The organism is Streptomyces sp. NPDC015131 (genome assembly GCF_043079975.1).
Lineage (GTDB): Bacteria > Actinomycetota > Actinomycetes > Streptomycetales > Streptomycetaceae > Streptomyces.
In genome coordinates, this window is sequence record NZ_JBIBVB010000002.1 from 427,552 (window position 1) to 438,315 (window position 10,764).

15 protein-coding genes are annotated in these 10,764 nt (G+C 69.4%); 12 read left to right on the forward strand and 3 right to left on the reverse strand.

Annotation, left to right across the window (positions count from 1 at the left end; translation table 11 throughout):
- The first annotated feature begins 101 nt into the window (after nt 1-101).
- The 3 genes from lipA to ACF08D_RS07305 all read left to right on the forward strand — a co-directional run bounded on the left by lipA (nt 102) and on the right by ACF08D_RS07305 (nt 2,555).
- On the forward strand, nt 102-1,055 hold the full coding sequence (gene lipA, locus ACF08D_RS07295; protein WP_392221570.1) for a lipoyl synthase: 954 nt from the start codon (nt 102-104) through the stop codon (nt 1,053-1,055).
- Between the two features lie 512 nt (nt 1,056-1,567).
- Nucleotides 1,568-1,837 carry a hypothetical protein gene (locus ACF08D_RS07300; RefSeq protein ID WP_392222371.1) on the forward strand — a complete coding sequence of 90 codons (270 nt, stop codon included), beginning with the start codon at nt 1,568-1,570 and terminating at the stop codon, nt 1,835-1,837.
- Between the two features lie 10 nt (nt 1,838-1,847).
- A complete protein-coding gene (locus ACF08D_RS07305) occupies nt 1,848-2,555 on the forward strand; it encodes a DUF4191 domain-containing protein (protein WP_392221571.1) in 708 nt (235 codons plus the stop codon).
- A gap of 149 nt (nt 2,556-2,704) precedes the next feature.
- Here ACF08D_RS07305 and ACF08D_RS07310 read toward each other — a convergent pair whose 3' ends face one another.
- On the reverse strand, nt 2,705-3,172 hold the full coding sequence (locus ACF08D_RS07310) for an RDD family protein (RefSeq protein WP_392221572.1): 468 nt from the start codon (nt 3,170-3,172) through the stop codon (nt 2,705-2,707).
- Nucleotides 3,173-3,382: 210 nt separating this feature from the next.
- On the opposite strand from ACF08D_RS07310, the gene glnA reads away from it, so the two are divergent.
- Nucleotides 3,383-4,792 carry a type I glutamate--ammonia ligase gene (gene glnA, locus ACF08D_RS07315; RefSeq protein ID WP_392221573.1) on the forward strand — a complete coding sequence of 470 codons (1,410 nt, stop codon included), beginning with the start codon at nt 3,383-3,385 and terminating at the stop codon, nt 4,790-4,792.
- Between the two features lie 6 nt (nt 4,793-4,798).
- Here the strand turns inward: glnA and xerC are convergent, their stop codons facing one another.
- Together xerC and ACF08D_RS07325 are read right to left on the reverse strand one after the other, a co-directional pair.
- Nucleotides 4,799-5,908: a tyrosine recombinase XerC gene (gene xerC, locus ACF08D_RS07320; protein ID WP_392221574.1), complete on the reverse strand. Its 1,110-nt coding sequence runs from the start codon at nt 5,906-5,908 to the stop codon at nt 4,799-4,801.
- On the reverse strand, nt 5,895-6,449 hold the full coding sequence (locus ACF08D_RS07325; RefSeq protein WP_392221575.1) for a hypothetical protein: 555 nt from the start codon (nt 6,447-6,449) through the stop codon (nt 5,895-5,897). Before ACF08D_RS07325 ends, xerC begins: the two co-directional genes overlap by 14 nt.
- Before the next feature lie 105 nt (nt 6,450-6,554).
- Between ACF08D_RS07325 and ACF08D_RS07330 the strand changes: the two genes are divergently transcribed.
- From ACF08D_RS07330 to ACF08D_RS07365, 8 genes are all read left to right on the forward strand, one after another.
- Nucleotides 6,555-6,773, forward strand: coding sequence for a DNA-binding protein (locus tag ACF08D_RS07330; protein ID WP_392221576.1), 219 nt, complete (start codon nt 6,555-6,557; stop codon nt 6,771-6,773).
- The gene (locus ACF08D_RS07335) at nt 6,770-7,291 is read left to right on the forward strand and encodes a hypothetical protein (protein ID WP_392221577.1); all 522 of its coding nucleotides are present in this window, start codon (nt 6,770-6,772) and stop codon (nt 7,289-7,291) included. Before ACF08D_RS07330 ends, ACF08D_RS07335 begins: the two co-directional genes overlap by 4 nt.
- Entirely contained in the window at nt 7,288-8,331 is a 1,044-nt protein-coding gene (locus tag ACF08D_RS07340; RefSeq protein WP_392221578.1) for an AAA family ATPase, read from the forward strand. The genes ACF08D_RS07335 and ACF08D_RS07340 overlap by 4 nt, the downstream gene beginning before the upstream one ends.
- 259 nt (nt 8,332-8,590) lie before the next feature.
- Nucleotides 8,591-8,878 carry a hypothetical protein gene (locus ACF08D_RS07345; RefSeq protein ID WP_392221579.1) on the forward strand — a complete coding sequence of 96 codons (288 nt, stop codon included), beginning with the start codon at nt 8,591-8,593 and terminating at the stop codon, nt 8,876-8,878.
- Entirely contained in the window at nt 8,875-9,039 is a 165-nt protein-coding gene (locus ACF08D_RS07350) for a hypothetical protein (protein WP_392221580.1), read from the forward strand. The genes ACF08D_RS07345 and ACF08D_RS07350 overlap by 4 nt, the downstream gene beginning before the upstream one ends.
- Nucleotides 9,036-9,281 (forward strand): hypothetical protein, encoded by a 246-nt coding sequence (locus ACF08D_RS07355; RefSeq protein WP_392221581.1) that lies wholly within the window; start codon nt 9,036-9,038, stop codon nt 9,279-9,281. The genes ACF08D_RS07350 and ACF08D_RS07355 overlap by 4 nt, the downstream gene beginning before the upstream one ends.
- On the forward strand, nt 9,278-9,877 hold the full coding sequence (locus ACF08D_RS07360; RefSeq protein WP_392221582.1) for a hypothetical protein: 600 nt from the start codon (nt 9,278-9,280) through the stop codon (nt 9,875-9,877). Before ACF08D_RS07355 ends, ACF08D_RS07360 begins: the two co-directional genes overlap by 4 nt.
- 254 nt (nt 9,878-10,131) lie before the next feature.
- Nucleotides 10,132-10,497 carry a hypothetical protein gene (locus ACF08D_RS07365; RefSeq protein WP_392221583.1) on the forward strand — a complete coding sequence of 122 codons (366 nt, stop codon included), beginning with the start codon at nt 10,132-10,134 and terminating at the stop codon, nt 10,495-10,497.
- Nucleotides 10,498-10,764 lie beyond the last annotated feature (267 nt).

Consider the following 10,764-nt stretch of genomic DNA (forward strand, 5'->3'; position numbering starts at 1 on the left):
GCCAGAGGTTGGCCAGGCGTTACGACAGTCGCCGAGAAGGCCGCACTTTTATCGGGCGTACCCTGGTGTTCGCCGAGGAATCGAAGCCGTAGGAGCCAGCCGTGTCCGCAGTCGCACCCGACGGACGCAAGATGCTGCGCCTGGAGGTCCGGAACAGCCAGACCCCCATCGAGCGCAAGCCCGAGTGGATCAAGACCCGGGCGAAGATGGGCCCCGAGTACAACCAGCTCCAGAAGCTCGTGAAGAGCGAGGGCCTGCACACGGTCTGCCAGGAGGCGGGCTGTCCCAACATCTTCGAGTGCTGGGAGGACCGCGAGGCGACCTTCCTCATCGGCGGTGACCAGTGCACCCGGCGCTGCGACTTCTGCCAGATCGACACCGGCAAGCCGCAGGCGCTGGACCGCGACGAGCCGCGCCGCGTGGGCGAGTCGGTCGTCGCGATGGACCTGAACTACGCCACCATCACCGGCGTCGCGCGCGACGACCTGGAGGACGGCGGCGCCTGGCTGTACGCGGAGACCGTGCGCCAGATCCACGCCATGACCGCGGAGCGGGAGGGCGGCCACACCAAGGTCGAGCTGCTGATCCCCGACTTCAACGCGGTGCCCGAGCAGCTCGCCGAGGTCTTCTCCTCGCGCCCCGAGGTGCTGGCGCACAACGTCGAGACGGTGCCCCGGATCTTCAAGCGCATCCGGCCCGGTTTCCGCTACGAGCGGTCGCTGGAGGTCATCACCAAGGCCCGCGAGGCCGGCCTGGTGACCAAGTCGAACCTGATCCTCGGCATGGGCGAGACCCGCGAGGAGGTCAGCGAGGCGCTGCAGCACCTGTACGACGCGGGCTGCGAGCTGATCACCATCACCCAGTACCTGCGCCCCTCGGTGCGCCACCACCCGGTGGAGCGCTGGGTGAAGCCCCAGGAGTTCGTGGAGCTGAAGGAGGAGGCCGACGAGATCGGCTACTCCGGCGTGATGTCCGGCCCCCTGGTCCGCTCCTCCTACCGTGCGGGCCGCCTCTTCCAGCAGGCCATGGAGCGGCGAAGCCGAGCTGCAGCGTAGGTTGCGGGTCCGCCCGAGGAACGAGGGCGGGCACGCGGCCGGAGCGGAAGCGAGGCGGAGCGCGACCGGCAAGGCGGCGCAGCCGAGCTGCAGATGGGGGTCCCCCCTGCTCGAGCGAAGCCGAGAGCTTGGGGGAGGTCGGGGGTCCGCCCGAGGAACGAGGGCGGGCACGCGGCCGGAGCGGAAGCGAGGCGGAGCGCGACCGGCAAGGCGGCGCAGCCGAGCGGGCGCCCCGCCCGGGCCCCGGCACCGCCTCCGTACCGTGTGAATCGCCGCACAAGCTCCTCGGACCGTTTCTCGCGGCCCGGGCATGACCCCAGGTGAGGGGCCGTGTCCGGGCCGTGGTGCGTCGCGGGCGGCCCGCCGGGGCTTCACCGGCGTTTGACCGGTCGGACACGCCCTGGTAACACCGATCAGTGACGATGCTTGTACGCACCGCGCACACCCGCCCTGCGCGGCGCGCCGCGCACGCCCCCACTCCCGCTGAACCCGCTCCCAGGGAGGACCCCGATATGCACGCCGCGACCCCGCAGGTCCGCGAGGCATCCCCGGCGCACCGTACGCGCCCGGTCTCCGGCCCGGACGACGTCCGGGCCCACGCCTTCCCCCGCGTCACCGACGCCCTGCGCGTCATGGAGGCGCTGCTCCTCAGCGGTGGCCAGCGCACCGCCCGGCGCAACGCCTGGACGTCCGTGCTGGAGGACCGGCGCCGGGCCCGGGACCGGGTGGAGGCGCAGCACGTACTGGAGGCCGTGGCGGACCGCGCTTCGCGGGCCACGTAAACTTCACAGCATGGCGAGGAAGGCAAAATCAGACAGCGGTGACACCGCTGCGAACCCCGGGCGACTGAAGCAGATCGCTCTGACGTACAAGATGACCCGAAAGGCCGATCCGAAGGTCGGTCTTGTCGTCGCGGGCGTGGGACTCGCCGTCTTCGGCGTCCTCCTCGCGATCGGCTTCCTCATCGGGTTCCCCGTTTACCTGGGCATCCTGGGCTTCCTGCTGGCCTTCCTCGCGATGGCGATCGTCTTCGGGCGCCGCGCCGAGCGGGCGGCCTTCGGGCAGATGGAGGGCCAGCCCGGGGCGGCCGCCGCCGTCCTCCAGAACGTGGGCCGGGGCTGGACCACCACCCCCGCGGTGGCGATGAACCGCAACCAGGACGTGGTGCACCGCGCCGTCGGCAAGGCCGGCATCGTGCTGGTGGCCGAGGGCAACCCGAACCGGCTGAAGACGCTGCTGGCCGCCGAGAAGCGGAAGATGGCCCGCATCGTCGTGGACGTCCCGGTGCACGACATCATCGTCGGCAACGGCGAGGGCCAGGTGCCGCTGAAGAAGGTCCGTACGACCATGCTGAAGCTGCCGCGGGTGCTCTCGGGTCCGCAGGTGACCACGACCAACGACCGGCTGCGGGCGATGGGCGACCTGATGAGCAACATGCCGCTGCCGAAGGGCCCGATGCCCAAGGGCATGCGGATGCCGCGCGGCGGCAAGATGCGCTGATCACGCGTACGCGCGTGTGCGCCTGTGCGGGTACGAGGAGGGGCGCCCCGGCCGGTGACGGCGGGGGCGCCCCTCCTCGTCGCGTACGACGTGTTCCCGTACGACTCGGTCCCGTACGACTCGGTCGTGTACGACCGGCCGCGGCCGGGTCAGACGCGGACCTGGACGGCGCGGGAGAGCCGGTCGTGCAGCCCGCGGCCGTCGCGGTCCCAGATCAGCGCGGGGAGCGCGAGGCACAGCAGCACGCTGCGGACGATCACCCGTCCGAAGCCCAGCCGCTCGCCGTCCACGGAGATCACCCGCAGGCCCAGCAGGCGCTTGCCCGGGGTGCTGCCGACGGTGCCCACGGTGAGCACGCTGATGACGAAGAGCAGGGCCACCGCCCAGTTGCCCGCCACGGCCTGGTCACCGCGTGCGATCAGGCCGTATGCGATCACCATGCACAGCGTCCAGTCGATGAACAGGGCGCCGAACCGGCGGCCGAGCGGGGCCATGGAACCGGGGCCCTCCTCGGGCAGGCCGAGCCGTTCGCCCCGGTGGCCGAAGTCGGCGCCCATCTCCTCGGCGGCCGCGCGCGGCCCGGAGAGCCACGATCCGATTGCTTGCCTGTTGTCCACCCGTCCACCGTACTGTGCCCGCTTTCGATCACTTCGACCCGGGTCCGCCGGGGGCGCGGCGGCGGGCGGTCCGGTTAACTTGGTCGAAACAAATGAGTCACGCTCGAGAAATCACGCGTCCCTAGTGTCGAAGCGAGCGTGTGCCACCGCACTGGCCGCACGACCGAGCTGCAACCCCGCCCTCCCCCGGGTGGGAGTAGGAGGAGTTGGATGTTCCAGAACGCCGACGACGTCAAGAAGTACATCGCGGACAACGACGTCAAGATGATCGACGTCCGCTTCTGCGACCTTCCCGGCGTGATGCAGCACTTCACGATTCCGGCCACGGCGTTCGACCCGGCCGAGGAGCTGGCCTTCGACGGCTCGTCGATCCGCGGCTTCCAGGCGATCCACGAGTCCGACATGGCCCTGCGCGCCGACCTCTCGACGGCCCGTGTGGACCCGTTCCGCCGTGACAAGACGCTGAACATCAACTTCTTCATCCACGACCCGATCACGGGCGAGCAGTACAGCCGCGACCCGCGCAACATCGCCAAGAAGGCCGAGGCCTACCTCGCCTCCACCGGCATCGCGGACACCGCGTACTTCGGCCCGGAGGCGGAGTTCTACGTCTTCGACTCGGTGCGCTTCAACACCTCCGCGAACGAGGGCTTCTACCACATCGACTCCGAGGCCGGCGCCTGGAACACCGGCAAGGTCGAGGACAACCGCGGCTACAAGGTCCGCTACAAGGGCGGCTACTTCCCGGCCCCGCCGGTCGACCACTTCGCCGACCTGCGGTCGGAGATCTCCCTGGAGCTGGAGCGGGTCGGCCTCCAGGTCGAGCGCCAGCACCACGAGGTCGGCACCGCCGGCCAGGCGGAGATCAACTACAAGTTCAACACGCTGCTCGCCGCGGCCGACGACCTGATGCTCTTCAAGTACATCGTGAAGAACGTCGCCTGGCGCAACGGCAAGACCGCGACCTTCATGCCCAAGCCGATCTTCGGTGACAACGGCTCCGGCATGCACGTCCACCAGTCGCTGTGGCAGGGCGGCTCGCCGCTCTTCTACGACGAGCAGGGCTACGCCGGCCTGTCGGACACCGCCCGCTACTACATCGGCGGCATCCTCAAGCACGCCCCGTCGCTGCTGGCCTTCACCAACCCGACGGTGAACTCCTACCACCGCCTGGTGCCCGGCTTCGAGGCCCCGGTCAACCTGGTCTACTCGCAGCGCAACCGGTCCGCCGCGATGCGTATCCCGATCACGGGCTCGAACCCGAAGGCCAAGCGCGTCGAGTTCCGCGCCCCGGACCCGTCCTCGAACCCGTACCTCGCCTTCTCGGCGCTGCTCCTCGCGGGCCTCGACGGCGTCAAGAACAAGATCGAGCCGGCCGAGCCGATCGACAAGGACCTCTACGAGCTGGCCCCCGAGGAGCACGCGGGCGTCCCGCAGGTCCCGACCTCCCTGCCGGCCGTGCTCGACGCGCTGGAGGAGGACAACGAGTACCTCCAGGCCGGTGGTGTCTTCACGTCCGACCTGATCGAGACGTGGATCGACTACAAGCGCACCAACGAGATCGCCCCGATCCAGCTGCGCCCGCACCCGCACGAGTTCGAGCTGTACTTTGATCTGTAAAGATCGCTAGCTCTCTGAGCTGCTGGTTCGCTCTGCGGACCCCTCGCCAGTCCGCGAGGGGTCCGCAATCTTTTTGATCTTGCCCTTCATGACGGCCCCCACGGCGGCCCTGGTCGACTCGTCTGAGTCGGGCCAGAGGTGACCGTATGTGTCGAGCGTCGTCTTGGCCGACGAGTGCCGCAGCCGGTGCTGCACCACCTTCACGTCGGCGCCCTCGCTGATGAGGAGCGAGGCGTAGTAGTGCCGAAGATCGTGGAAGCGGAAGCCCTCCGGCAGGCCGGGTACCTTGCCGCGGACCGCTCGTATCTGCCGCTCGATCGCCCACGTGCTCACCTGGCTGCTGTCGTCATGGGCGAACACCGTCGCCGGCTCCCCCTCCACCGGCTTCGGCAGCATGCCGACCAGCTCGTCGGGGATCGGGATGGCCTCCCGGCTCATCTCCGTCTTCAGCGGCACCGCCGGGTACTGCACCGCCGGCCGGATCTCCCGCTCCTCGAACGCCACGTCGCTCCGCCGCAGCCCGCACACCTCCCCCACCCGCAGACCCGCGTAGGCGCCGAGCAGCACGGCCAGGCGGTACCGCTCCTCGAACGCCTCGTACAGCTGCCACACCTGATCCGTGGTCGCCACGTAGGGCCGCGGCTTGCCACCCCCGGGAGACGTCCGGCGCGAGCACGGGTTCGACGTCACGAGCCCGTCATGCACGGCATCCGTCATGATCTGCGACAGACGGTTGTGCAGGGCGAACACATAGGACGGCTGGCGCCCCTCCTTCTGCAGCCGCGCGAGCCACGACTTCACCGCGCTCGGCTTGATCGACGACAACGGCAAAGGCCCGAACTCCTTCCGGATTCGGGCCAGGTGCACTTTCGCCTGCCGCACGGTCGACGGCCGGTTCGTGGCGTAGCCGGCGATCCACTTGTCGCACCACTCGTCGACCGTGACCTTCCGAGCCTTCGGGTCGACGTAGTTCCCCGTGACCAGGCTCGCCGTCTCCTCGTCGAGCCAGCGCTGCGCCTGGTGCTTGTAGTCGAAGTGCCGCGCATGCTCCCGGCCGGTCAGGTCCCGATACCGGGCGCGGTACTTGCCGTTCGGCCGCTTCTTAATGCTGGCCATCAGGCCCCTTCTCTAGCGTGTCCGACAGGTGCCAGACATTGCGAATCCACTCAATGACCTGGTCTTCAGCCAGGCCGGCGCGACGGGCGGCAGTCACCCCCGCGAGCAGGTGCCTGCTCACCTCATTTTCATCCTGAGCGGACTCGGGGAGATCCACATCCGACCATTCCTCTTCCGGCGCTTCCGTGCGGTAGGTGCGCGAATCGGTACCCGGTAGGGGCTGCTCGCCTCGGAGCCATGCGCGCACCGTCTGAGCGTCGTACTCCTCCCGCGGGACAGGCCGATACCTGCCGCCTTCCGGCGGGACCATCAGGTGAATCGGAGCCACGTCTAGGGCAAGCGCCAGCCCCAGGAGCTCGGCAACCGACACCGACTTTCGCCGGCCGTTCTCCAGATTGGCCACGATCGACCGGTCCCAAGGCACGCCCAGCTCAGACATGCGACTGCCGAGTTCTGCGGCAGTCCAGTCCTTTCGGCGTCGTAGCCGCTTCGTCCGCTCGCCGATCGTCTCTACCGGCCCAACCGCGCTCATGTGATCCATGAGCACAGAATTGCAGATGTTGACACAACGAGCAAGGACGGGCACTCTACCCCCAAGGCGTGATCGAATCTCATCGCGTGTGCTTTCAGATCACAAGGAGTGCGCATGTCACACACGGCACTGCCGCCGGGGCGTAGGCCATTGGCGACGGCCGAGGAGCTGGCCGCCCACTACGGCGTCCCCAAGAAGACCGTCTATCGGTGGCACCACACCCAGACCTGCATCGGCCCCCTCATGTTCCGGGTCGGCAAGCACCTGCGGGCCCGCTGGAACGACATCGACCGCTACGACGCCCAGCAGGCGGAGAGGCGGCAAGTGGCGTGAGCGACAACGCAAAGAAGGGCCTGCTGCACACAGGCCCTTCTCAGGAAGACTCCGCGGCTAGCGGCTCGTCTGCTGCCACGGTAGCGCACGACGGGCCGCACATCGACCCGGGCGACATCGTCCAGCTGTGGGCCGACGCCCGCTGCCTGTACTACGCCGGCTTCTTCCCCAAGTACGCCAGCGACGACTGGATCGCCCTCGACCCCGACGACCCCAAGAGGCTCGCCGCCGCCCTCGACGCCGCCGAAAAATGGCGCAAGTACGGCGACGAAGAAGCCCTCATCCAGTGGTTCCGGGACTGCACCCGGGCACGGCCCACCGGCGCCGAATCCGCCGAATCGGCCCGCCGCGCCGCCGCCTACATCCCGCCCCCGGCCCGGCCCGTACAGGCCAGCCCCGGATGGCCCCCCATCCGCGTACCCGGCACCGACAAGTGGCGCCACCTCATCGACGGCCGCCAAGTCGACATGCCCCACAACCGCACCCGCACCTACCGCGAAGGGAGGGCAGCTGCGTGACGCATCCGACCGTTGCCCTCACGGATCATCCGCCGCCCCTCACGCTGGCCCCGCCGCCCGCCGAGGAGCCGGTTGGCCCGTTCAAACAGGGCGGCGCGTTCTTCCAGAACGTCCCCGCGACCCCGCCGGCCGTCTGGGGGTCCGGCAGCGAAGTCCTGTGGGCGGAAGGAGAAGCGCTCCTCATCGCCGCCCCGCAAGGAGTCGGCAAGACGACGCTGGCCCACCAAATCATCCGGGCCCGCATCGGCTTGCAGGACAAGGTTCTCGGCTACCCGGTAGCACCCGGCAAGCGAGTGCTGCTGCTGGCGATGGACCGGCCATCACAGACCAGGCGGGCAGGTCACCGGATCTTCGCCTACGACCCGCCGGAGGTGCTGAACGACCGGCTCGTCGTCTGGGAGGGCCCACCGCCGTTCGACCTGGCGCAGCGGACGGACATCCTCGCCGCCATGTGCCAGCGGGCCGGGGCCGACACGGTGGTCATCGACTCACTGAAGGATGCGGCGGTCGGACTCTCCGACGACCAGGTCGGCGCCGGGTACAACCGGGCCCGGCAACTGGCCCTCGCTCAGGGGGTGCAGGTGCTCGAGCTGCACCACCTGGTCAAGCGGGGACCGAACGGGGCCGCACCGAACACCATGGCGGACATCTACGGCTCCGTCTGGATCACGTCCGGCGCCGGATCCATCGCCCTGCTGTGGGGAGAGGCCGGCGATCCGGTCGTCAGCTTCCGCCACCTGAAGCAGCCGATGGACGAAGTCGGCCCGCTGCACCTGACGCACGACCACCCGGCCGGCGTCACGAGCGTCACGCAGTCCACCGACCTGCTTGAGATGGCGCGCGTGTCCGGCCCGGAGGGGCTGACGGCCCTCTCGGCGGCCGAAGCACTGTTCGAGACGAAAAGCCCGACCAGAGCCCAGAAGGAGAAGGCGCGGCGAAAGCTCGAAAAGCTCGCCCTCGACGGCCAGTTGACCCGAGTCGAACCCGCCTACCCCGGCGGTGCCGCCTCCTACTACCCCGCCCCCACGGGGACCGCATGAGGTGCACGCAGGGGTGCACGCACCCGATCGACCGTGCACCCCGCACGACCCGCACGACAGGTGCACGTTCACAACAAAACAGCAGGTCACAGGTGCACGCATAGGTGCACGCAGGTGCACGCCGCCTAGGTGCACGTTTCCACCCCCCCCTTTAGGGGGGTGGAACGTGCACCCCCCGGCAGACAGGCATCAACCGAACCCCCCACTCGCCCCTTCTGCTGCCGCCTTTCGACCACAACCACAGACCAGGAGCAGACACATGAGTTCCGTCACTTTCAGCCGCTACATCCTCGAATGCGACGGGTGCAAGAAGCCCCACGGCTACCCCCACGGCCACAACTCCGCCCAAGAGGCGCGCATCGCCGCCTACATCGACGGATGGCGCTTCCCGCCCATGGTCAGGGCGGACGGCAGCACAGGAGTCCGCACCAACGACATCTGCGACGAGTGCATGCCGACGTGGACCCCTCAGCAGTGGCGGCCGGGGCGCGGCTCGGGACGCCGACTGTCGATCCAGGAGGCCCCCCGCCCCGAGGAGACGTCATGACGTCCCATGTCGAGCAGGTGATAGCCGCGCGGATAGCGGCGGTGAAGGCCAAAGCGGCAGCAGAGAAGCAGCGGCGTGCCGAGCTCGCCGAAGCCCGCCGGCACGGGTTGAAGGCCCGGCACGCCGCCAAGATGCGCCGACAGCCCAAGGAGCAGCCGTGACCGGCCACCTGGTGCGCACGACCGCGCTCGTCGCAGCCGCGGCCCTCCGCGGGGACGCCACCGCCGTGCGGCTCCTGCTGCGCAGCCTCGACCCCGACCACGCCGCGGCCGTCACCGAAGCCGCCGTCCTGTCGATGGCCGAGCTCGTCCGCGAAGCCATCACCCCCGAAGCCGTCCAGAACGCCATCCACGACGCCCAGCAACTCGCCCACCAGGCAGCAACCGAAGGAGACATGTCATGACCCCCGACGAAGTACGCGACCAGCTCAACCGGGCCGCCCAGCGCATCGACGCCCAGCGCAACCTCACCCCCCAAGCCAAGCGCACCATGCTCGCCCGGGCGTTCATCGCCGCCCGCAACCAGCTCGACGAGCTGAAGGCCGGCGAGGAGAAGCGCATCCACCGCGAGCGCGAGCAGCTCGAGCGCAAACTGTTCGGCGTCCACGGGTTCGCACCCGACCCGACCGCGGTCGTCGCACGACGCGACGCCAACGACCGTGCATCCCAGTACCAGACCCCCAAGGAAGCCGCACAGGCCATGCGGCGGGCACAGCGCGACGGCGACCACATCCTCGCCAAGGCCATCGCCGCACGCGCCGCCGACTGGTCCGGCGACCCGACATGGGCCGCAGTCGTCGACCAGTACGTGGCCGACAAGCCGGCCGAAGCCGAGACCCTGCAGGCCATGCGGCAGCTGCCCGACACCGACGACGCGGTGTGGAAGCTCAGCAAGGCCATGGAGTACGGGATCGCCGCACCCAGCGGGCTCGGGGAGCTCCACCCGAACCAGCTCGACATGCTCGCGCAGCAGCCGCTCGACGGCGACCAAGCGGCGTGACCCCACAGACTCGGCGTCAACGGCACCCGCGTGTGCGGCGCATCCTCCTGCAACCAGAGGGTGAGCGCCCCCAGGCACACGATCACGGGACCGATGGTGGCGAGCGGACGCACCAGCCGCACAGACCCGCCAGCGCCGACCCGGGGAGGGGGCATAACCCCCTCCCCACCCCCTCAGCCATCGGGGCCGTATAGCTCTCGACCGTCTGCGTGCTCACCGCGCCGTGTTTTTCCTGATCTTGAAAGGGGGCCGTGATGGCTCTGAACGATCCGCCTGAGGGGCTTGGCCCGAAGGGTATGGAGCTGTGGCTGGAGATCAGCGAGGCGTTCGAGCTGCGCGTCGACGAGCTGCGGATCCTCGGCGACGCCTGCCGGGAAGCGGACCTCATCGAGCGCATGCACATCGAGCTGCAGGAGGCCCGGCTGGTGGTGAAGGGCTCGATGGGCCAGGACGTGGCGAACCCGCTGGTGCAGGAACTCCGCCAGCACCGTGCCCTGGTGGCTCGTCTGTTGGCCGCGCTGAAGCTGCCGGATGAGGAGGGCCAGGAGGAGCGCGACGCCCGGGCCCGCTCTTCCCAGGCCCGTAAGGCGGCGTTGACGCGCTGGCGGGGGACGGCGTGAGTAGGCGCCGTAGCCGCGAGCGATCGGGGGACTTCCCGGGCTGGTTGGCCGTGTACCGGCCGGAGTTGTGGGCGGAAGACCTCGAGGACCCGCTGCAGGTGTACTACTTCGGCCGCTGCGACTGGGAGGCGGCCCGCCGGGTGTGGGCCGCGGGAGGCGACCCGAAGCCGAAGATCCAAAATCCCCAGACCCGTACAGAGGGCCAGCGCCAATACGGCCCCGGTAGCTGAAGATCCACCTAGGGGCACACGCCCCACCCTTGTCTGA

Coding starts and splice junctions, on each gene's coding strand:
- ACF08D_RS07345 (WP_392221579.1), top strand. CDS start 8,591: ATGAGTTCCGTCACTTTCAGCCGCTACATCCTCGAATGCGACGGGTGC.
- ACF08D_RS07325 (WP_392221575.1), bottom strand. CDS start 6,449: ATGGATCACATGAGCGCGGTTGGGCCGGTAGAGACGATCGGCGAGCGG.
- ACF08D_RS07360 (WP_392221582.1), top strand. CDS start 9,278: ATGACCCCCGACGAAGTACGCGACCAGCTCAACCGGGCCGCCCAGCGC.
- glnA (WP_392221573.1), top strand. CDS start 3,383: ATGTTCCAGAACGCCGACGACGTCAAGAAGTACATCGCGGACAACGAC.
- ACF08D_RS07365 (WP_392221583.1), top strand. CDS start 10,132: ATGGCTCTGAACGATCCGCCTGAGGGGCTTGGCCCGAAGGGTATGGAG.
- ACF08D_RS07300 (WP_392222371.1), top strand. CDS start 1,568: ATGCACGCCGCGACCCCGCAGGTCCGCGAGGCATCCCCGGCGCACCGT.
- ACF08D_RS07305 (WP_392221571.1), top strand. CDS start 1,848: ATGGCGAGGAAGGCAAAATCAGACAGCGGTGACACCGCTGCGAACCCC.
- xerC (WP_392221574.1), bottom strand. CDS start 5,908: ATGGCCAGCATTAAGAAGCGGCCGAACGGCAAGTACCGCGCCCGGTAT.
- ACF08D_RS07350 (WP_392221580.1), top strand. CDS start 8,875: ATGACGTCCCATGTCGAGCAGGTGATAGCCGCGCGGATAGCGGCGGTG.
- ACF08D_RS07330 (WP_392221576.1), top strand. CDS start 6,555: ATGTCACACACGGCACTGCCGCCGGGGCGTAGGCCATTGGCGACGGCC.